The following is a 21,613-nucleotide window of genomic DNA, read 5'->3' as shown; positions in this document are numbered from 1 at the left end:
CTTAATTAGTACGTAGAGTATCGATGATGCAATACCTCAATACCTTTTCAAAATCACGTTTAGCATGGCTGCTACTACTTCTTTCTATTGTTACCTTTGAAGGTTGTGCCCTATTCTTTCAACATGTAATGAACCTTGCACCGTGTGTGATGTGTGTTTATGAACGTGTCGCGATGATGGGGATCGGTTTTGCCGCTCTTGTTGGTCTTCTCGCCCCTCAAAATGCCTTTTTCCGTTGGATTGGTTTAGCCGGTTGGGGATATTGTGCATACCGTGGTGTTGTATTGGCCTATCAACATGTGGGTTTTCAGTTAAACCCATCACCATTTGCAACCTGTGATTTATTCGTCCGATTTCCAAGCTGGGCGCCAATAAATCATTGGGCTCCTTGGATGTTTGAAGCATACGGTGATTGTGCAAAAATTGTTTGGCATTTCTTAACACTTACGATGCCACAATGGTTGGTTGTTATTTTTGCTGGAAACCTCATTGTTTGGGCTGTCATGGTTATCGCGCAGCTCTTCGGTAAGAAATCAGCTTAAGTTCGAAGCGAATAAATAAGACAGAAAAAGCGAAGACTAACAATTTAGGCTTCGCTTTTTTGTTAGTCGTTACTTCGTTAATACATGTTGTTCTAAGGCGGTTAGAATAGGGTAATCAGCAGGACATAATGGATAACGTTTAAATTCGTTTAAACTCACCCATACCATTGCTTGATGCGTATTTAATACAATATCGCCTTCACACCATCGAGTTAAATAACCTTTTAATTCAATGATTTTATCACCGTAATCAAACACGCTATCAGCCAACCATTGTTGTGTTTTAGTCGTGATCGCTAACTCTTCCATAAGCTCACGCTCTAATGCGTACTCTGGTAATTCCCCCACTTCAACTTTACCGCCAGGAAATTCCCATAAACCACCTTGGCTCGCATTATCTAATCGCTGAGCAAGTAGGTACTTACCTTCTTTCTCAATCACTCCCGCAACAACAACGATTGTTTTAAGCTTTTGCATTAATGTGACTTACCGCAGCACTGTTTGAATTTCTTACCGCTATCACATGGGCAAGGATCATTACGACCAATATTTTTATAAGGGTTAATCGCTTGTGCTCCTGCGCCAATTTGAAGTTGATCCGCAGCCATCATTACTTCAGTTAGCATCAATGGTAGTTGCGAATAAAGCTCACTTGGTGCAGGCATTCCTGTTACGCCCGCTTGCTCCATTTGTTCCAGAGTACCCGCTTCATCAACACATAACATTAGCGTTGTCAGTAATGCTGATAACATACGCATTGTGCCATCTGAAATCGACATCTCTTCCCAGTTTGGTTCAATGTAATACCAAACAGCTAAAAAGCCTTGAGCAAACTGTGAAAGTGCCTCATTTGTATCACCACTTTCTTGCCATTTAAGCTCTACCGGTAATTGGTATTCACCCGCTTTTACTGTGCGATACTGCATTTCAAAGTGGTTTAATACGGCAACTTTATCGGTTTCTGAAAGCGCTATATCATTATCTTCTGTGACAACACCAGTTAATAACACAGGTAACCAAATCTCTGGCTCCATAGGTTTCGGGTTTGCATTTGCAGCAAATAACGCGCCTTCAATAAAAGGAGCAGACATGCCATCCCAGCCAGTTGGGAGTGTCATTAATGTATTCATGATAATTTCCAATAAAAGTTTCTATCGCCATTATACCTGAACTCATCCTTTAACTTCATATCATCACTTATTGAGTAGAATAAATCGCAATATTGATTGTTTCTGATAACAATGTAAGTCGTGCTGATTAAAAATTTATTATGCTAATTACTTGATATTTGATGCAGTTCAGCGAAATTAAACATATATTCTGTTTAATTACAGATAAATGTCATCATTTATAATCTATGCGATGGGAATAGCCATGGATAATCACGATTTAAATGCAATCATTGCTGGCGCGAGTGGTTTAGTTGGAGATGAACTCTTACACCAGTTACTTGCCAATAAAAAATTTAAACATATTTATGCTCTGTCTCGTCGTGATTTACCGTTTCACAGCAGTAAATTACACCAAATCATTGATCCGCTCCTTCGAATAAATAACTGGGAGCACGAAACGCCTCAGCCGCAATATGGCTTCATTTGTTTAGGTACGACAAAACGTAAGGCGGGCAGTAAATCGGCACTTGCAGCAGTTGATCTCGATTTGGTAAAAGATGTCGCCACCACAATGAAAAATCTGGGCGTTAGACACATTATTGTCGTATCCAGTCTTGGTGCATCAAGCCGCTCTCCTTCCCACTACTTACGCTGCAAAGGAAAAATGGAGCAAGCAATCACTAAGATGGGATTTGAACACTGTATTTTTATTCGACCAGGCCCTTTAAAAGGTGAGCGCAGTGAAATGCGTACTGACGAGCAATTATTACAACACGTGTTTGATGTGATCAATCCATTGGTTGTCGGTCCCCTAAAGCATTTCTCCCCAATACCAGCTGAGTGCGTGGCACGTAGCATGGTGAAAATGGCGCTATCTTGTCAACAACATCAACTTGAGCAAAAAACCATTGTTTCGGGTCATCAACTCCGCACTATTTAAAATCAATGGTGACAAATTAACCCTCTCGCACTAGAATCTTGCCCCTTATATGTAATTACCGAGCAGAGCTATAACCACTATGCGAGTTATTTTAGGCCCGATGGAAGGCGTCTTAGACCATTTAATGCGTGAGATGCTGACTGAAATTAATGACTACGATCTTTGTGTCACTGAATTTGTCCGTGTCATTGATAGCCTATTGCCTAGCAGTGTTTTCTATCGTCTATGTCCCGAGTTACGTCAAGGTGGAAAAACACGCTCAGGTACCCCTGTGCGGGTACAAATTTTAGGACAAGATCCTAACTGGATGGCTGAAAATGCGCAGCGTGCATGTTCACTAGGCTCTGCTGGTGTTGATATTAACTTTGGTTGTCCAGCAAAAGCGGTCAATAAAAGTCGTGGTGGTGCTGTTTTGCTAAAAGAGCCAGAGCGTATTTATCAAATAGTTAAAGCTTGTCGCGCTGCTGTCAATCCCATTAAGCCTTTAACGGCAAAAGTACGTTTAGGCTGGGATGATCCTGCCCAATGTTTTGAAATTGCAGATGCTATTGCCCAAGCCGGCGCAGATGAAATGGTGGTCCATGCGCGTACTAAAGAAGATGGTTACCGTGCAGAGACGATTAAATGGGATTATATTAAGCAGCTTAAACAAAGTGTCACTATCCCAATTATTGCTAATGGCGAAGTCTGGAATTATCAGGATGGTCAAGCATGCCTATCTGCCACCAATACAGATGCATTAATGGTCTGTCGCGGCGCGCTTAATTTGCCAAATTTAGGCAATGTCGTAAAACATAACCAAGCGCATATGAGTTGGGAAGAAGTACTCTCTTTATTATTAACTTACTCTCAATTTGAGATCAAAGGAGATAAAGGGCTTTACTACCCTAATAGGGTAAAGCAATGGTTCTCTTACCTACGTCATGAGTACCCCCAAGCGAAATTATTATTTACCGATATTCGCGCCTTAAATAAAGCTACCCCCATCATCGAAGTGCTTCAGCGCGCGCAGCAGCAGTAGCAGTAGCAGTAGCAGTAGCAGTAGCATCAATGGACAGCCCAACCTAATTAGGCTGTCTTCTTTTACCTTCCACCATCATTGAATACTCCCCATTCTTCACACTTGTGCATAAATGGCAGGCCATGCCGTTCAACTTGACGGTTTTACACATCGCACCTCTGCACAACGTATTAAATAGTTTAAGAAAAGGCTATAAACTGACGATCCTCGTCAATGCAATTCCTTTAACACGTTGTAATCATTTCCTCACTAATCAGCCTAATTAGCATACTTATTTATTAGACTATATTTTATTTCAGCTATCTCTCACTTCTTATAAAAATTACTTTGCTCCCAACCGTGTATTTTGTATATATCTCGCTGTATTAGGACTCTTTCAAGTTACGTTTTAGCGTTTATCAGCACTAAAACCATTTCTTATCAGTATGGATTTTTATGAACAAACATTTAATTATGGCTGCACTGTGTTGCTATTCATCATTCAGTTTTGCTGGGTTTGATGTTATTACACTTGGCGCTAAAGGTGGGATCCAAGACGGCAACCTGACCGCATTTATGCTGAAATCAAACACTGACAACAATTACATAACCTTAGATGCTGGTAGCATTGTCAATGGGCTTATCGCTGCGACCAATAAAGATGCATTCAATGACATGATGGCACCGATATCCAGCCCTTACACCCAAGAAGGTTATATCCTAACCCAGAAAATTCAGGGCTACTTTATTAGTCATGCCCACCTTGATCATATTGCAGGACTTATTATTGCTTCGCCAGATGACAGCAATAAACCTATTTATGCCCTTCCGTCTGTTCATCAAACTATCAGCCAAGATTATTTTAATTGGAAGGCATGGCCTAATTTTACGAGCCAAGGTGAAGGCTTTAAACTCGGCAAATATGAGTTAGCACCACTGACTATCAACCAGTGGTTACCCGTTGCCAATACCGAATTAAAAGTAAAAGCCTTTCCATTAAGTCATTCAGGCGCAGAATCTACCGCATTCTTATTTAAAAATGTCGCCAACGAAGTGGTCATTTATTTAGGGGATACTGGTCCTGACGCGGTCGAAAAAAGCACGGCGTTAGATACTATTTGGCAACAGATTGCACCGTATATTCAGCAAAAGAAACTAAAAGGGATCTTCATTGAGACTTCTTTTAGCAATAGCACACCAGATAAATTACTATTTGGTCACTTAACACCAAAATGGTTACTCGCAGAATTAGATTCATTGGCAAGCTATGTTGGTGGTGAACAACCATTAAAAGATCTTAATGTGATCATCACACACATTAAACACAGCTTAAAGAAAGGCACGAATCCACAAACCGTTATCGAACAAGAACTCAATGCAGATAATAAACTAGGCGTTAATTTTATTTTCACTGAGCAAGGCGATAGAACACTGCTTTAAATGATTATAAAAATAAACAAAAAAGGCTCGTTATCTAACGAGCCTTTAATATATATCTTTAAAATCAACGACGTAAGGGGTGGTTTGTGATGTGATCTTCCCAATCAATCACATCAATTTCGTACACAATCTTGTCGCGTACCGATTCGTTGGCTTTATGCATCGCTTCTTTTGAACCAGTGAGCAGTGGATGCCACTCAGGTAATGGTTTTCCTTCTGCTAATAAACGGTATGCACACGTTTCAGGAAGCCAAACAAACTCATCAATACGATCACGAGTCAACTTTAGGCATTCTTCTCCGGATTCAAAACGATTAGGATAATCTTTACAAGAACATGTTTTATTATCTAATAAACTGCATGCCACATTGGTGTAATAGATATCATCTGTATCATCATCAATAAGCTTATGCAGACAGCACTTACCACAACCGTCACAAAGTGATTCCCACTCCTGATCGGTCATTGTTGCTAAGTCTTTTTCTTGCCAAAAATGCGTCATGATACCTACACCGAATTCACGTTACGCGCTTTATAACAGCGCTAAATTACCATTTACTATTTTATTATAGCGCGGTGTTTATAGCGATCCTGACGGTAAACTGCAAATTTAAATTACCTATTAATCAACAACAGCATCGAAATGAGAGCTATTATTATTTATAGAAATAAAGTAAATATATCGCTGAAATAGTTCTTTAATTTTGATCTTATGAATAAGGAGTGGTAATTTGCGCAGCCAATTTAAACAATGAAGAGAGTGATTGATGGAATGTCGTCTTGGCTGTGGTGCCTGCTGTATAGCTCCAAGTATCTCATCAAGCATACCAGGAATGCCCAACGGCAAGCCTGCAGGTGTCCCTTGCGTTCAACTCAATGAGCAAAATTTATGTAAACTTTTTGGCAAAGCTGAACGCCCTGCTGTATGCCACCACTTTAAAGCTTGCCCTGATATTTGTGGAAAAACCAATGAGCAAGCTTTAACGATAATTACAGAATTAGAGCAAATGACTTGATCAATGCTCACTATCTTGCGACGGCGTTATTCTGTCGTTTTCCCCGTCAGAATACGTAACGCAATTTTTGCGCTTTCCGCCACCTGATGACCAGTATGTGTTAAATAACCACCATCCAGTTGAGTAACCAATCCTTTCGCATATAAACGTTGAGCAGCTGAAACCAATGCTGGATTTGCATCACTATGAACTTTTACCCCTTCCATGTTGCTATGAATAGGGAATTTCACTAATAGATTCATTTCTTCAACAATATCTTGAGTGTATGGCATAACGACCTCTTATTAGTCTCTATTTAGATCTCAATGTCTAACGACTGACCTATTTAATATCATGAGTTAATACTAGCGGTTACTGGTGATAAAACTAGGTGCCAAGATCAACATCTTACGATCTTTATATCAGTGAAATGCGATCGCGCTCATAATTTTAGAACTCTTTTTTCGGATGTTTACAATTGTACAAAAAACGCCCTAACCTGTTGAGAGATATAAAAAAGCCGCTAATAAAAGCGGCTTTTAAATTAAGCTTGAATACCGACAATTAACCATGGTGCATTTGGCGTTTTTAAATCTCGCTCTAAATGCCATACATCATTAATATCTTCTTCAATCCCTTCTTGGGTATCTTTATAACGACCAGAGAACTTAATACTTAGCTGTGCTGAATTTGCGTCATAGTCTGCACGTACAAGTTCAGCATCAACGTACATCACTTCGGTGTGTTGCTCACCTGAAAGTTTAGCACGTTCAGCTTGTAAATCAGCAAATAACGCAGGTGATACGTACTCTTTGATTTTCGCTAATTCGTTATGATTCCATGCACCTTGAATAATGCGATAGTGATCGCGAGAACCACTTAAAAATGCATTCATATTAAAGTTAGGCGGCAAATTAAATGGCACATCACTATCGGTTGACTCAAAACCACCATTTTGTGGTTGAGATTGCGAACCTGTCGCTTGACGATATTGCTGTTGTGCTTGTTGTGGCTGCTGTCGAGGAGAGTTTCCTGCATAAGATTCACGATGCCCCATCGGAGTGCCTTTATTTGCACGCATTGCTTTAAATAATTTAAACAATACAAATGCAATCACACCGATAATGAGAATATCCATAAACTGGATACCATCAAATGAACCACCAAAGAAAGCAGCGAGTAAGCCACCTGCAAGTAAGCCACCTAATAGACCGCCCATTAAGCCTTTCTTGCTCGATGACGCAGGTGAGTTTTGTTTACGAATAGTATCTGTTTGTTGTGGCTGTTGTTTTTTCATTGGCGCAGTTTTAAAACTTTTACCAAACGACTTGCCACCACCGAATTTCTTTGCTTCAGCATGCGGTGCCGACAATGCGACCACAAACACTAAAGCAAATACGGTAAAAAAGCGTTTCATCATTGTTGAAGTACCTTATCCATGTCCTGTATGCATCGTAGCCATATAACGGAGAATGTCAATTCAAAGCCGTCGCGAAATTGTTACTATTTCTTAACATTTATCGGTGATAATCTCATCATTCTTAAATACAGCGCCTAAATATTTTTGTATACTGTTTTTTATTTAAACGACTTATAAAAATGTTCTTCTTTTTATGGCACTTTCCCCATCAAAAGTGGTCTTTTATAAGTAATCACACGTTAAGTCTTTGTTGTTTTTTATCTTACGATATTTTCAACACTAACATGGATATTTTTATGCAAGAGAATAACACTCACAGCAAAATCATTGGTTATCTACTCTGGATATTCGGCTTTACGGGCGCTCACCGCTTTTATTATGGCAAACCTGTAACAGGGACTATTTGGTTTTTAACCTTAGGTCTATGCGGTATTGGCTGGTTAATTGACTTGTTCTTAATTCCATCAATGAACAGAGAGTCTGACTTGCGTTTTGCTAGTGGTGAGATTGATTATAATATCGCTTGGCTACTGCTCACTTTTCTTGGCGTGTTTGGCGTCCACCGCATGTACATGGGTAAATGGATCACAGGGATACTTTATCTTTGTACCTTTGGGTTCTTCCTAATAGGTATTCTTATCGATTTTTGGACGTTAAACGATCAAGTATCTTTAGAAAATACCAAGAATAAAACTGTATAGCGTTTAGTATTGGTGATTTTTGTTGTGACAAGATATCATTTCCAATCTTTAGAAATAAATTGTCACAACTTGTTCTGGCATCGAATTCCTAACAACTATGGTTTCGATTAAATAACAATATTGAACACCGTTCTATAATTAATAACGTTAGTTTTTAAAATACGATAAGCAAACACATCAAAGAGTAATACCCATGGCAAGAAGAAATGACCATACTCGTGAAGAGTTGGTAAGCATGACACTGGAGCAGGTAAAAAACTTTCTCAATGAGCACCCTCACCATGAGCTAAGTTTACGTAAAGTCGCCGCTATGATTGGCTATGTTCCAAGTACATTAGTGAATGTATTCGGTAACTATAATTTACTGTTACTACACGCAGTTGCCCAAACACTTGATGAATTATCTCAAGAAGCACAGACGTGTTTAACAGGTGCAACCAATCCAGAGCAGGCACTTCGTAGTCTCGCATATTGTTATCTCGACTTTGCAATTGCTCATCCATACCGCTGGCAGTTAATCTTCCAACACACCATGAATGGTGAAGATTTACCAGAATGGCAATCAGATCGAATCAATAACATGACGGGCATGTTGGAATCATTGATTGGTCAAGTTAGCAGTAACATGTCTAAAGAAGAAGTACTGGAAACAAGCCGTGTTATTTGGGCTGGTGTTCACGGTATTACACTACTGACTGTTGATGATAAGCTATTTACCTCGACGCCTGTTGACGGCAAAGCACTTATTGATAACCTTTTAAATACTTATCTAAATAAGTGGAATTAGTAATAGAGATAGCGTAAATGACCACAAAGCCCCAATCGAGTCTTCTAACCAAACGGCGTTTCTTACCGTATTTTTTAACGCAGGCACTTGGGGCATTTAATGATAATGTTTACAAAAATATATTATTAATCCTGATCGCTTACGCTTCTGTTGATACCCTTCCACTGAGTGCTAATTTACTGATTAACATTGCCGCTGGGTTATTTATTTTACCTTTCTTTTTATTTTCAGCCTCTGCTGGTGTTATTGCCGATCAATACGATAAAGCAATGATCATGCGCCGAGTTAAACTCGCTGAAATTGTGATAATGAGCCTTGCTGCAATAGCCTTTTTCTATCACAGTTATTCCGCTCTTCTGGTGTTGCTCTTTTTGATGGGAACCCAATCGGCTTTCTTCGGGCCTGCAAAATATGCCTTACTTCCCCAGCACTTAAAATCAGAAGAGTTAATATCAGGTAACGCTTTGGTTGAAACAGGGACCTTTTTAGCTATTTTACTTGGCACATTGCTCGCAGGTTTTATTGCCGACAGCCATAACGCTCACTATATTGCTGCAGGAGCCGTGATCATTTTTGCGATATTAGGCTATCTCACATCTCTTGCTATTCCGAGCGCGCCACCTACGGTAAAGAAAACAACCTTTAAGTGGCAACCGATTAAACAAACTCGTTCAACCATGGCTATTGCACGACAAGATAAAACGATTTTCCAATGTATTATGGGGATTAGTTGGTTTTGGTTTTTAGGGGCTTGCTATCTCACCCAATTCCCTAATTATGCAAAAATCAGCCTCGGTGGTAATGCCGCTTCGGTCTCTTTCTTACTGATGCTATTTTCTATTGGTATTGCTATTGGCTCAATGTGTTGTGATCGCTTATCTCAACACCGTATAGACCCAGGAATAGTGCCTATTGGTAGTTTAGGGATCACGTTATTTGGTTCAGGTTTATATTTCCTCGCCCCAGCAACTACAGTGCAAACTCAGAGCCTAATGGCGTTTATGACGGCACCAAGCCTATGGCCAATCTTTGCGTCATTGCTTTTACTCGGTATTGCTGGCGGTATTTTTATTGTTCCGCTTTATGCCTTAATGCAGCAGCGCTCTAAAGAAGATGAACGTGCACAAATTATTGCAGCAAATAATATATGGAATGCTGTGTTTATGGTTGTCAGTGCTATTTCAGCCATTGTCTTCTTATCTGTTTTAAAGCTTTCCATTCCAGAGTTCTTCTTAATCTTAGCGGCGGTGAATTCATTAGTTGTTGTCTATATCTACTTCCAAGCCCCTGATTTTTTTTGGCGCTTTGTGGTTTGGATGATCACTCATACGATGTATCGTGTAAAAAAACAGAATTTGAATAATATTCCTGAACAAGGTGGTGTGTTACTTGTCTGTAATCATGTCAGCTACATGGATGCTTTATTGTTAGCAGGCAGCTGCCCACGCCCTATCCGCTTTTTGATGGACCGTGATATTTATAACCTGCCATTGGTCAAATCCTTCTGTAAAGCATGTAAGGCAATTCCTGTCGATGCGAATGACCGTACATCTATTCGTAATGCTTTTTCAAAAGTGTCAGAACATTTGGATAATGGCGATATTGTTTGTGTTTTTCCAGAAGGACAGCTCACCTTTGATGGCGAAATAGCCCCGTTTATGCGTGGCATTGATTTAATCATTAAACGTTCGAATGTCACGGTGATCCCTGTGGCACTGCAGGGGCTATGGGGAAGTTATTTTAGTCGAGAGGGTGGCGTTGCTTTATTAAAATGGCCAAAACGTTTCTGGTCACAAGTCACTATCGTCGCTGGGGAGTGTCTATCTTCCCAAGAGGCAAATAGCCAATTGTTATATCAACAAGTAACGCAATTACGGGGCGATAGAAAATAGTGCTCTTCTTTGTTAGGTTCTAACTAACAAATAGATTAAAAAGGCGAAGCTATATTAGCTTCGCCTTTTTATTATTGCTTAGATAACCAGTCGGCTAATTTCGTCCGAGAGAGTTTAATCCCTTGATAAATATCGCCATCAGGTAAAGCAAGATAACGAACTGGGCGCTTAAACGCAGCCACTTTATCTGTCATATAAGTCATCACATGATCAATAAATACCGCATCCATCGGGCAAGTTGTTTTCACAATAGCAACCGGTCGTTGACCAAAGTCATAATCATCAATGGGTAAAACAACAGCTTGCTCTATCTCTGAATACTGTAACAGTACCGCTTCAATATCTTCTGGTTGAACATTCTCTCCACCAGAAATAAACATGTTATCTGCGCGACCATGAATAAATAGCTCATCATCATGCCACTCACCCATGTCTTTAGTTGCAAACCATTCCCCGTCGTAACCATGGTTATCTAAAATAGAAAAAATAGTATGGTTGCGGTAATACCCCAAGCACAAGGTTTTGCCTCGAACTAAGATCTCACCATCACGTAAAAGTAATTCTCTATTCGGTAATACGTTACCGACACCACTACTCTCATTCGCTTGTTTAGCCGATATTGTTGATGCCATTTCCGTCATACCGTAACCACACCAACAGCTAATACCAGCACTGTGCGCTTTATTAGTGAGAGTAACTGGGATATGTGCACCACCTAATAACACCTGTTTTAGCATCATTGATGATGGTGCTGCCGTATTCTCAATACTCTCGAGCAGACGTTGTAATTGCGTTGGTACTAATGATGCGTGAGTCACCCAATGCAATGCTTGTTGCTGCTGTGCCTTATCGACAATAACTAAACATGCTCCGCGATATAACCAGCGCCATACAATCGCTAAACCCGAAATGTGGAATAACGGTAATGACAATAACCAACTATCCTCTGCTGTGAATGTCATTTGACTCAGCAAGCCAGAAGCACTGGCTAAATGTGACTCGGCATTATGAACCACTGCCTTGGGTACACCCGATGAACCTGATGTTAAAGTCAGTGTCATTGGACGATGCTCTTGCCATGTCACAGGTACCATCCGTGCAACAGTGGGGAATTGCAGAACAATATTTTGCCCAGTTAGCGCTGTTATATCGTGTTCACTATCCGACCAAATATAGTCATTATCGAGTACCACTAACTGTTGCTGCAATTCAGTAGAAGACAACTTCGGGTTAAGCCCTACATAGCGTGCCCCCACTCGAAAAATTGCAAGCATCAGCCATAATACTTGGATCGAATTATCAGCGATGACGGCCACAAGTTGATCACGCTTAACGCCCTGCTCGACTAACCCTTGTGCGTAATCATCAACGTTTGAAGAGACATCTGCCCAGGTGTACGTTTGTGCATCACGCGTTTTATCACCTAAAGAGATGGCTATATCTGATGGGCGTTCTGCAGCCCATCGCTGCCAAGGCCATGTTAGAAAATCGTGTTTTATTTCTGCCATACTAGGTCTAATTCTGCTAAAGAAATCATTGGAAGTTCACTATCCGGCCAAGGTGTCACCAATTGTGCTTTAAACAACTGCATGGTATCTAGACCAGGGATAACATTGGGTGTCTGCCACTGGGCGAAACGTGCTAACTGATTTAATCCTAGGCTTGATTCCAAACTTGAACTAATCACTGCCGTTAACCCTGCCGCTTGAGCTTGTTCCACCAGCTCGATACAACGGGCTAAGCTACCAGTTAGTGTGGGCTTGATAATAATTGCCGCAACACCTGGTTGTGCTTTTACTTCAAAATGAGGCTCGCGGACAGTTTCATCCCAGGCAATATTAATACCTGTTTGCTCTGCAAAAATCAGGCTATCTTGAGGATCAATACAAGGCTCTTCTAAAAACGCGATCCCTTGCCGATTTTCAGGCTTCACATATTTAGCAAACTGCTGTGCTTTAAGCGGTGTCCATCTACGGTTAGCATCTAAACGTAACTGAACCTCAGGGATCGCTTCAATAAACATATTAGCAACAATACCATCACGCACCGCTTCATACATACCGACTTTAATTTTAGCGACTTTATCACCATTTTCGGTATTTAAACGTTCAATCAACTCGTCAGGATCACCGGAGCATAATGGCGCTACCGCATAGTTTGCAGTAAGAGGTAATTCGCCCGCTAACTCTGCCATTGCACAACTAAAACCAAAGGCAACAGAGGGATAAGCATCGTTGATATGGATATCTTTCCCTTCAAGCCAATGTTCAACTAGTTGTTTTGTTTGATCTAACGCTTGCTCTAGCGTTTCATTGCTAAACTCAGGCAGTGGCGCAATTTCACCTACACCAACTTTGTCACCTTGAGTAAGTTCGACAACCAAACCTTCACGTGTTACTAAACGTTGATCACGTAAAATAACACCAGAATCCATCGGTAACTGATATCGATATAACTTAACGCTGCGCATTCTTGATAACCTTTAATTAATACCAGAGCATAAAACACGCTAAACCTTAGTCTAACGGCATATTAAATCACTTTAATTACAATGGCTCGTTACAACTTTTGAATAAAAGCAGATAAGGCAGATGTAAATGCATGTGGTTGTTCTACATGAATATTATGCCCAGCATCAGGGATCACTTCTACGCTTAGCTCTGATTGCATAGCGATCTGACGAAATTTCGCATCATATTCACCACAAACATAACGAACGGGTAATTTTAAGTTTTGTAGCGGTGTGAGTAATAATGGTTGTTTAGATAATGACGTTGCTAGCAACATATTCGCGACACCTTGGCCAAGGTTATCACTACGTTTAGCGACTAAGCTTTGTCTTTGGTCATGGTTCAGTGATGAAAAAACAGTTTGTTGATACCAATCATTCAGCACTGAAATTAGAGATTGTTGAGAAAAACGTGCAGCCCATGTTTTATCATTATCAAGACGCGCCGCACGGTCTAAAAGCGGTAATCCAAAGTGCCCACCCTCTAAAAAGATACCTTGCAACCTTGGCCCACGCTTCGTGGTATCCTCATTTGATAATTGCGTTGCCAGATACATAGCAAGTCGCGCACCTAACGAATACCCCACCAAAACGAAACGTTGAATACCACGGTGTTCCAACGTTTTGAGTATCGCCTGATAACTCTGTTTAAAGCCAATATCAGAATCATCTAGTGGCATAGATACTGACGCACTAAAGCCATGCCCAGGCAGATCGATAGTTACACAACAATAGGGATGCATTAGTGCTGAAGTAATTAATCGCCAGTCCCGCCCTGAGCCTAATAGCCCATGAAGAAAAACAATCACGGGTTGGCCTGCTTGCGGGCGTTTTCCAAATACTTCAGAGTAAAGACGCACGTTTTACCTCAGAAAAGATCTCTTTTAACATCTGCCCAGCTTCTCCAGCAGGCGTTTTAATTTCGATGATCGTTGTCTGGTTAACTTGTTGTGCATTCACTACCGCAGTTTGGGCTTCAGCAACTGTTGTTGGGCTTTGATAGTTAAATCCAAACATGGCAGCTGCATGGCTAAATTCAAAACCATGAGGCATACGATAAAAATCATCTTTTTGCTGCTCTGGTACTGGTAACATATCAAAAATACCGCCACCATCATTATTCGTAACCACCACGACCATAGGTAATGCAGTTTGTTTTAATAATGCGAGAGAATTAAGATCGTATAAAAATGACGTATCGCCTAATAGCATCACTAATGGTGCTTTTCTAGCGCGTTGCACACCAGCCGCTGTTGCTATTAATCCATCAATACCTGATGCACCACGGTTGGTAAATGTCGCTGTAGTTGGTAAATCACCAAACATATCTAGCAGTCGAACAATCATGCTATTACCGAGAAACAACTCAGAATCAGGTGCGAGCCAATCTCTCAATAATGTCGCTAATGACATTTCAGATAAATTGTCACAATGCTGCTTCGCTATTTCACGATAACGCTTAGACGCGCCCACTAACGGTAATGCCCATCCACTATGTGGTGATGTTTTTTCATCAAGAAGCGCTGCACAAGTCCACGCGCTCACATTCGCTTGAATACGAGAACCAGAATGATGATGAGGGTCTAAACGTCCTTGTTGTGGATCGATTAACCAATAATCATCCCACGGCTGATCGCCAATAAACTGTAATAAACGTTTAGAAACAATCCGTGCACTAAATTGCAGTAATACTTGTGCTTGAGACAAAACTTCGGCACAGGCTGGATTTTGTAACCAACCATCAAACCCCGCATATTCGCTCGAGCCTCCAGCTTGAGGATCGACCAATAATGGCCAGCCTAATCGGGCTGCTAACGCTTTCACATCAGCAAGTTCATTGGTCGCTAACTTACCCGCAACAATTATGCCTTTTTTGTCGCACAACCGCTGCCATTGCACTGAATCAATGACGATATCAGCGCTAGTCGCTTGTTGATGTTGGCAATACGGTAATACCGTTGCCTGCCACTTTTTAACTGGCGCTAGATAGGCCGAAAAATCTATCGCCTCACCATATAGCGGCTCAGGGTAATGACAATTTAAATGGATGGCTCCGCCACGTAACTGCTGTTGATGCATCAACTCATCAACCACGCCTAATAACCAATTAGGAGAGATATCAAGTGTAGGGGCGGGTAGATCAACAAACTCTGTTACATGTTGCGAAAAAATACCATGCTGGCGTATGGCTTGATTTGCGCCACATTGCAGTAATTCAACAGGACGATCTGAGGTTAACAGCACTAATTTTTCTTTTGTTAGCCCAGATTCAGCAACGGCAGGTAATAAATTAGCGACTGCTGTACCTGATGTCACAATCACCGCAATGGGGGTTTGTGATGCTTTGGCTAAACCTAATGCGAGAAAGCCTAAACCACGTTCATCAAAATGAGTGTGAATAGTCAGTTTTGACTGCTTTGCTGCCGCTAACGTCAATGGTGTGGAACGAGAACCTGGCGCAATACAAACATGTTGAACACCTTGTCGGACTAACTCTTCAAGTATCAGCTCAGCCCAACAACTATTTAATGCAGCCCTATAAGAAAGACTATTCGATAAGGTTAATTGCATGATGCGCTTTATACTCCATTTCAGCAGCTAACGAGCTATCCGTCTCTTGCTCAAATAAACTACAGAGTGTTGATGTTTTTCGATCAAGTTCTTTCCATTCACTTTCTGCTACTGAGCCCGGTACAATGCCTGCTCCTGCAAATAAATGAACTTCACCTTCAATGATTAATGCACTACGAATAGCCACACAAAACTCACTATGCTGCTGGCTAATATAACCCACCGCACCACTATACCAACCGCGAGAAAAAGGTTCGTTTTCAGCAATAAAATGAAGCGCAGGATCACGAGGTAATCCAGCAATCGCAGCGGTTGGTTGTAAATTTTCTAATAGATCTGCACTAAAGACGCCACTATTTAATTCAGCATCAATACTTCGCTTTAAATGCTGGACTTTACGTAGTTGAACCAACTCAGGAGTTTGAGACACATTCATCGATTGGCTACAGGGCACTAATCGATTAACAATATCATCAACCACTAAACGATTTTCGTAGCGATTTTTATTATCAGATAATAACCATTGTGCTAATTGCTGATCTTCTACATCATCTTTACCACGCCCAATCGTACCTGCCAACGCTTCAGTTTGTATCGCATGTTCATGGCGTTGAAATAAACGTTCTGGCGTTGAGCCCATAAAGCCATGCTTTTCATCCAGCGCCAGTAAAAAGTGAAAACTATTGCTGTTATTAGCGCAACTCGCTTTCAGTAATTGAGCGGGTGATACAGGTTTATCAAGCTGTAACTTTGTTCGTCGAGCAAGCACCACTTTTTCAAATTCTTTATGTTCAATCGCATCTAATGCTCGTGTCAGCATGTTTGACCAACCAGAAAAATCTGGCGTATAACTGCGATTTAAAATTTTACTGTGAATACCACTGATCAACGATGTATCAAACATCAACTGTTGTAATGCCGTCAAAATACGTGCGCGATCTTCACCGACATTAACAGCAATATGCCATTCATTATCCAGACGGCTTAATTCAAGCAGCGGTAAAAAGAAAAAGGAGGAGAGACAACGTTTATTTCGCTCTGTTCTTCCATCAAAAGATCGCCCGCCCCACACTCGCTGCTCATTAGAAATCACTTTCTCAGCGGCTTTAGGATCAGTAAATGTTTTTATTTGTCCTAGCGCGACAACCTCTTCTCGGCAATTACGCGATTGCCAATAGAATTTGGGATACAAAGCTTGTGTATCCATCCAATCAATCAGGTCGATATGTTTTGATAGATCTAATTTAACCAATATACGCTGGGTTGTTGCAGATGCTTGCTCTAATTTAGCAATTAATCGTTCAACGGCTTGTTGTAACGCAGTCAAGATAACCTCGCTCAGCTCTATTACACCAATACGGCTCATCCCTGGCTGAAAGATACATATGTCACTCTCTTAGACATATTTTCCTTACTAAGAATAGACACTTATTTCCTAAAGAGAGAGAATAACTGCTAATTCTCTTAGTAAAGAAGAATGATGTATTATTCTACCTCACAAGAAAGCATCTGACTAATGAAGTAACACATTTGTATTACTTATCTGACTAGCAGAAACCTCTGTTCAACTTTGCTGATTCTAGTTAAACACGCCATTTTCATTCTGCCAAAAGAAAACAAAACACTATTTTACATAATTATCTTCTAAAAGGTGTTCCTATATCCCTCTTTTATAGTGTAATTTGTGGTTATACCTAATAATCATCAGGAAAGCCTCATATGCAAAAATTCGGGATGTCATCCAAGCTTAATAATGTTTGCTATGACATACGTGGTCCCGTTCTGAAACACGCTAAGCGTATGGAAGAAGAAGGGCAAAAAATACTCAAACTAAACATCGGTAATCCAGCACCGTTTGGTTTTGATGCCCCTGATGAAATTCTCGTGGATGTGATCCGTAATCTACCAACATCCCAAGGTTACTGTGATTCAAAAGGCATTTATTCTGCGCGTAAAGCCGTTGTTCAACACTACCAAAAGCGCGGCTTACTTGATCTTGATGTCGAAGATGTTTATATCGGTAACGGTGTCTCTGAATTAATCGTTATGGCAATGCAAGCACTGCTAAACCATAAAGATGAAATATTGGTTCCATCACCTGATTACCCATTATGGACAGCAGCAGTCTCATTATCTGGTGGCACACCGGTTCACTACACATGTGATGAACAATCAGATTGGTATCCAGATCTTGATGATATAAAGAAAAAAATCACGCCAAATACTCGCGGTATTGTTTTAATCAATCCGAATAACCCGACGGGTGCGGTATATAGCCGAGATTTTCTGATCGAAGTGGTTGAAATTGCACGTCAGCACGATTTGATTATTTTCGCCGATGAGATTTACGACAAAATTCTATACGATGGTGCACAACATACCTCTATTGCCCCATTAGCAGAAGATGTAGTTTGTGTAACCTTCAATGGCCTTTCAAAGTCATACCGAGTGTGTGGTTTCCGTGCAGGTTGGATGGTTATTTCAGGGCCAAGACACCGCGCTAAAGGTTACATCGAAGGGTTAGAAATGCTGTCATCAATGCGTTTGTGTGCCAACGTACCTATGCAGCATGCCATTCAAACTGCATTAGGTGGTTACCAAAGCATTAATGAATTAATCTTGCCGGGTGGACGCCTGCTCGAACAGCGCAATAAAGCTTATGATTTATTAACTCAAATCCCTGGAATCTCTTGTGTTAAGCCAAAAGGCGCGTTGTATCTATTCCCGAAATTAGATCAGAAGAAATTTAATATTCAAGACGACCAAAAAATGGCAATGGACTTTTTACTACAAGAGAAAGTGCTTGTTGTACATGGAACCGGATTTAACTGGAAACAACCGGATCACTTCCGCATTGTAACCTTACCCCATGTCGATGATCTTGAACTGGCAATGGGACGCTTAGAGCGCTTCTTACATAGCTATCGTCAATAACCTTTACAAACAATTCTTAAGCCTCGGTAAACCGGGGCTTTTTATTAACTAAAAACTGTCAATATTTCCCTAACTTCTGTTACCTTTAGTGCATAACGTCTATAGATGCTGCTCATCAGCACATTTAGTTTAAGAGAATTGATCATCATGGAAAAAAGTCATTTCTTCGCTCACCTTGCTCGTATGCGTTTAATTCAACGCTGGCCATTAATGCGAAGTGTCGAAACTGAAAATATCTCCGAGCACAGCCTTCAAGTTGCTTTTGTCGCTCATGCACTTGCGTTAATTAAAAACCGTAAATTTGGTGGGAATCTAAACCCTGAACGTATCGCGCTGCAAGGTATGTTTCACGATGTTAGTGAAGTACTCACAGGTGATATGCCAACCCCAATAAAATACTATAACCCTGCAATTGCTGAAGAATATAAGAAAATCGAATTAGCAGCAGAACAACGACTTATTTCTATGCTTCCTGAAGAATTTCAGGATGATTATGCCTCTCTGCTTGATAGCCATAAAATTGATACTGAAAATGCAGCTATTGTTAAACAAGCCGATACATTATGCGCTTATATAAAATGCCTTGAAGAGCTCAGTGCAGGGAACCATGAATTTACTCGAGCGAAGAAAAGATTGGAACAAACCCTTGAGCAACGTAAAACACCTGAGATGACCTATTTTCTTGAGACATTTGCTGATAGCTTTAATCTTACTTTGGACGACATTAGTTAATGACTGAATTTACTATCTCACCTATATGGGAAGAACGCTTTTATAACGAACAAAAAATGCGCCGTGATGATCATCGCTCAGCTTTTCAGCGCGATCGAGCCCGTATTCTTCATTCTGCCGCCTTTCGTCGTTTACAAGCAAAAACTCAAGTCCATGGCGCTGGTAATCACGACTTCTATCGGACTCGACTCACCCACTCGCTAGAAGCATCCCAAATCGGTACAGGGATTGTTGCACAACTCAAATTAAAACAACCTGAGTTTAAATCATTACTCCCTTCAACCAGTTTAATGGAAAGTTTGTGCTTAGCACATGATATCGGTCACCCACCATTTGGTCATGGCGGTGAAGTCGCTTTAAATTACATGATGCGAAATCATGGCGGCTTTGAAGGAAACGCACAAACCTTTCGTATTGTAACCTTACTCGAACCTTATACCGAAGGATACGGTATGAACCTCGCCAGACGTACCTTGCTTGGTTTACTAAAATATCCAGCTCTACTCAGTGAAACTACCGCTCCAGAGCGCGCACCTGATGTCGTGAACTTTCGTCACCTTAAAGCAAAAGACTGGTATCCAGCGAAAGGCTTATATGTGGACGATAAAGAGGTCTTTGACTGGGTATTAAGCCCGTTATCAGACAAAGATAAAGCCCTCTTTGCACAAATGCGTTGTGAGCGTTTATCGCCAAAAGAGCCCTGTAAGACACGTTTTAAATCATTAGATTGTTCAATCATGGAATTAGCTGATGACATTGCATACGGTGTCCATGACTTAGAAGATGCCATCGTAATGGGGATTGTGACACGTGATGATTGGCAAGAAGCGGTTGCCTCAAAAATAGCAGAATGTGGTGACCCATGGCTAGAAGAACGGATAAGTGATATCAGCGAGCTGATGTTTGCTAGCCACCATCAGCGCAAAGATGCCATTGGCGCGCTGGTCAATGGTTTACTTACCTCTATAACCATTAGTCCTACGATTCAAAACGGTACTGATTTTTTTGATGAGCCATTATTACAATGGAATGCCTTTTTATCCGAACCGATGGAGCGAGCTTTAGAAGTACTTAAACAGTTCGTTAGTATCTATGTGGTAAAAAAACCGGAGATACAACTGTCGGAATATAAAGGGCAACAATTGATCATGGAACTCTTTGAAGCTTTTGCTTCTGATCCCGAAAGATTGTTACCAGATAATACTCGCTTGCGGTGGTTAGAAGCTAAAAAGCTGGGTGATAACGAGCTTAGGATCATTGCCGATTACATTTCAGGCATGACAGATGGATTCTCTCAACGTCTTTATAGCACGTTATTCTTACCTACCTCTGAAACAGGTATCAGCAATAATGGTTATGGTTTTTAATCATTAACCAGTGAATATAAAGGGAGCCCATGCTCCCTTTTGTGTGCCAACTAACCCTTATAGTTTTTATCAAATACGCCGGGCGGCATTTGTTGAATTTGAAAATTAATCATATTTTCGAATGTATCGAGCAATGGCTGAAGATTTAAAGATGTTGGCTCTAACACTGATAATGCTAAATACCCCGCCTCAACCGTTGATACTCCCTGCTCTTTTGGCGATTTTCTAATACGATAGTTTCCAGTCTCTACATTATCTAAATGGACTAAGGGTAAATGATGTAAATTGGTCGATAATTGCCACATTTTGTAGGCTTTCTTCCAAGTCCCATCAAGTAAGATAATCACGTTGTTTCGAGATGGCTGAGCCTGCTCTGCTATATCAGACAGTGCTGTCGCACGCTCTCCAGGATATACCACATAAATATCACGATCAGACTCAGCTAAAGCTGCATTTAATTCCTCATGCTGCGAAAAATCTTCACCTACCCAAAGTCGGCTATTGGGTAAAGAAAGTGATAGTATTCTTGCTGTACCAATTGCTCGTTTAACTTCTGATGGATGTTGTAAAATCCATAACTCTGTTTGAGTTACAATAGGTTTTATCCAGTGGCAAATGCAGGCTTTGTTTGCTTTACCACAGTTATCACAGTACCGACTCATTGAGGTTGC

The 21,613-nt window shown here is 40.8% G+C and carries 22 protein-coding genes; 11 read left to right on the top strand and 11 right to left on the bottom strand.

What is annotated here, in order from left to right:
* Positions 1 to 26 precede the first annotated feature (26 nt).
* Positions 27 to 542: a disulfide bond formation protein DsbB gene (dsbB, locus tag C9J38_RS04740; RefSeq protein WP_107206465.1), complete on the top strand. Its 516-nt coding sequence runs from the start codon at positions 27 to 29 to the stop codon at positions 540 to 542.
* A gap of 69 nt (positions 543 to 611) precedes the next feature.
* On the opposite strand, the gene C9J38_RS04735 is transcribed toward dsbB, so the two are convergent.
* Both C9J38_RS04735 and C9J38_RS04730 read right to left on the bottom strand, forming a co-directional pair.
* Entirely contained in the window at positions 612 to 1,019 is a 408-nt protein-coding gene (locus C9J38_RS04735; protein ID WP_107206090.1) for a (deoxy)nucleoside triphosphate pyrophosphohydrolase, read from the bottom strand.
* Positions 1,019 to 1,672, bottom strand: a complete 654-nt coding sequence (locus C9J38_RS04730; RefSeq protein WP_107206089.1) for an SEC-C metal-binding domain-containing protein — start codon at positions 1,670 to 1,672, stop codon at positions 1,019 to 1,021. The genes C9J38_RS04735 and C9J38_RS04730 overlap by 1 nt, the downstream gene beginning before the upstream one ends.
* A 244-nt stretch (positions 1,673 to 1,916) precedes the next feature.
* Here C9J38_RS04730 and C9J38_RS04725 point away from each other — a divergent pair, with 244 nt between their 5' ends.
* The 3 genes from C9J38_RS04725 (at position 1,917) to C9J38_RS04715 (ending at position 5,034) form a co-directional block, all read left to right on the top strand.
* Positions 1,917 to 2,594 (top strand): NAD(P)H-binding protein, encoded by a 678-nt coding sequence (locus tag C9J38_RS04725; RefSeq protein WP_107206088.1) that lies wholly within the window; start codon positions 1,917 to 1,919, stop codon positions 2,592 to 2,594.
* A gap of 79 nt (positions 2,595 to 2,673) precedes the next feature.
* Positions 2,674 to 3,615 carry a tRNA dihydrouridine(16) synthase DusC gene (gene dusC / locus C9J38_RS04720; protein ID WP_107206087.1) on the top strand — a complete coding sequence of 314 codons (942 nt, stop codon included), beginning with the start codon at positions 2,674 to 2,676 and terminating at the stop codon, positions 3,613 to 3,615.
* A 435-nt stretch (positions 3,616 to 4,050) separates the two neighbouring features.
* Complete coding sequence (locus C9J38_RS04715; RefSeq protein ID WP_107206086.1) at positions 4,051 to 5,034, top strand: MBL fold metallo-hydrolase; 984 nt, start codon at positions 4,051 to 4,053, stop codon at positions 5,032 to 5,034.
* Between the two features lie 64 nt (positions 5,035 to 5,098).
* On the opposite strand, the gene C9J38_RS04710 is transcribed toward C9J38_RS04715, so the two are convergent.
* A complete protein-coding gene (locus C9J38_RS04710; RefSeq protein ID WP_080896326.1) occupies positions 5,099 to 5,536 on the bottom strand; it encodes a YcgN family cysteine cluster protein in 438 nt (145 codons plus the stop codon).
* A gap of 265 nt (positions 5,537 to 5,801) precedes the next feature.
* Between C9J38_RS04710 and C9J38_RS04705 the strand changes: the two genes are divergently transcribed.
* Entirely contained in the window at positions 5,802 to 6,050 is a 249-nt protein-coding gene (locus C9J38_RS04705; RefSeq protein ID WP_006646428.1) for a zinc/iron-chelating domain-containing protein, read from the top strand.
* 26 nt (positions 6,051 to 6,076) lie between these two features.
* On the opposite strand, the gene C9J38_RS04700 is transcribed toward C9J38_RS04705, so the two are convergent.
* The gene (locus C9J38_RS04700; RefSeq protein ID WP_107206085.1) at positions 6,077 to 6,322 is read right to left on the bottom strand and encodes a TIGR02647 family protein; all 246 of its coding nucleotides are present in this window, start codon (positions 6,320 to 6,322) and stop codon (positions 6,077 to 6,079) included.
* A 251-nt stretch (positions 6,323 to 6,573) separates the two neighbouring features.
* Entirely contained in the window at positions 6,574 to 7,446 is an 873-nt protein-coding gene (locus C9J38_RS04695) for a Tim44 domain-containing protein (protein ID WP_199187027.1), read from the bottom strand.
* Between the two features lie 299 nt (positions 7,447 to 7,745).
* Here C9J38_RS04695 and C9J38_RS04690 point away from each other — a divergent pair, with 299 nt between their 5' ends.
* The 3 genes from C9J38_RS04690 to C9J38_RS04680 all read left to right on the top strand — a co-directional run bounded on the left by C9J38_RS04690 (position 7,746) and on the right by C9J38_RS04680 (position 10,829).
* The gene (locus C9J38_RS04690; protein ID WP_107206083.1) at positions 7,746 to 8,150 is read left to right on the top strand and encodes an NINE protein; all 405 of its coding nucleotides are present in this window, start codon (positions 7,746 to 7,748) and stop codon (positions 8,148 to 8,150) included.
* Between the two features lie 193 nt (positions 8,151 to 8,343).
* Positions 8,344 to 8,937 (top strand): TetR/AcrR family transcriptional regulator, encoded by a 594-nt coding sequence (locus C9J38_RS04685; protein ID WP_107206082.1) that lies wholly within the window; start codon positions 8,344 to 8,346, stop codon positions 8,935 to 8,937.
* Positions 8,938 to 8,954: 17 nt separating this feature from the next.
* Complete coding sequence (locus C9J38_RS04680) at positions 8,955 to 10,829, top strand: MFS transporter (protein WP_107206081.1); 1,875 nt, start codon at positions 8,955 to 8,957, stop codon at positions 10,827 to 10,829.
* Positions 10,830 to 10,900: 71 nt separating this feature from the next.
* On the opposite strand, the gene menE is transcribed toward C9J38_RS04680, so the two are convergent.
* From menE to C9J38_RS04655, 5 genes are all read right to left on the bottom strand, one after another.
* Positions 10,901 to 12,337: an o-succinylbenzoate--CoA ligase gene (menE, locus tag C9J38_RS04675; protein ID WP_107206080.1), complete on the bottom strand. Its 1,437-nt coding sequence runs from the start codon at positions 12,335 to 12,337 to the stop codon at positions 10,901 to 10,903.
* Complete coding sequence (menC, locus tag C9J38_RS04670) at positions 12,325 to 13,299, bottom strand: o-succinylbenzoate synthase (RefSeq protein WP_107206079.1); 975 nt, start codon at positions 13,297 to 13,299, stop codon at positions 12,325 to 12,327. Before menC ends, menE begins: the two co-directional genes overlap by 13 nt.
* An 89-nt stretch (positions 13,300 to 13,388) precedes the next feature.
* Positions 13,389 to 14,198, bottom strand: coding sequence for a 2-succinyl-6-hydroxy-2,4-cyclohexadiene-1-carboxylate synthase (gene menH / locus C9J38_RS04665; protein ID WP_107206078.1), 810 nt, complete (start codon positions 14,196 to 14,198; stop codon positions 13,389 to 13,391).
* Positions 14,182 to 15,909: a 2-succinyl-5-enolpyruvyl-6-hydroxy-3-cyclohexene-1-carboxylic-acid synthase gene (menD, locus tag C9J38_RS04660; protein ID WP_107206077.1), complete on the bottom strand. Its 1,728-nt coding sequence runs from the start codon at positions 15,907 to 15,909 to the stop codon at positions 14,182 to 14,184. Before menD ends, menH begins: the two co-directional genes overlap by 17 nt.
* Positions 15,887 to 17,236, bottom strand: a complete 1,350-nt coding sequence (locus tag C9J38_RS04655) for an isochorismate synthase MenF (protein WP_370444638.1) — start codon at positions 17,234 to 17,236, stop codon at positions 15,887 to 15,889. The genes menD and C9J38_RS04655 overlap by 23 nt, the downstream gene beginning before the upstream one ends.
* A 392-nt stretch (positions 17,237 to 17,628) precedes the next feature.
* Between C9J38_RS04655 and C9J38_RS04650 the strand changes: the two genes are divergently transcribed.
* The 3 genes from C9J38_RS04650 to C9J38_RS04640 all read left to right on the top strand — a co-directional run bounded on the left by C9J38_RS04650 (position 17,629) and on the right by C9J38_RS04640 (position 20,942).
* Positions 17,629 to 18,843 carry a pyridoxal phosphate-dependent aminotransferase gene (locus C9J38_RS04650; protein WP_107206075.1) on the top strand — a complete coding sequence of 405 codons (1,215 nt, stop codon included), beginning with the start codon at positions 17,629 to 17,631 and terminating at the stop codon, positions 18,841 to 18,843.
* A 147-nt stretch (positions 18,844 to 18,990) separates the two neighbouring features.
* The gene (gene yfbR / locus C9J38_RS04645; protein WP_107206074.1) at positions 18,991 to 19,575 is read left to right on the top strand and encodes a 5'-deoxynucleotidase; all 585 of its coding nucleotides are present in this window, start codon (positions 18,991 to 18,993) and stop codon (positions 19,573 to 19,575) included.
* The gene (locus C9J38_RS04640) at positions 19,575 to 20,942 is read left to right on the top strand and encodes an anti-phage deoxyguanosine triphosphatase (RefSeq protein ID WP_107206073.1); all 1,368 of its coding nucleotides are present in this window, start codon (positions 19,575 to 19,577) and stop codon (positions 20,940 to 20,942) included. The genes yfbR and C9J38_RS04640 overlap by 1 nt, the downstream gene beginning before the upstream one ends.
* 50 nt (positions 20,943 to 20,992) lie before the next feature.
* On the opposite strand, the gene C9J38_RS04635 is transcribed toward C9J38_RS04640, so the two are convergent.
* Positions 20,993 to 21,604, bottom strand: coding sequence for a tRNA-uridine aminocarboxypropyltransferase (locus C9J38_RS04635; RefSeq protein ID WP_107206072.1), 612 nt, complete (start codon positions 21,602 to 21,604; stop codon positions 20,993 to 20,995).
* Positions 21,605 to 21,613: the final 9 nt, after the last annotated feature.

The organism is Photobacterium sp. GB-210, from assembly GCF_003026075.1.
In the GTDB taxonomy this organism is placed as follows: domain Bacteria; phylum Pseudomonadota; class Gammaproteobacteria; order Enterobacterales; family Vibrionaceae; genus Photobacterium.
Note: the sequence above shows the minus strand (reverse complement) of the source record. Positions and strands in the feature narration are given on the sequence as shown.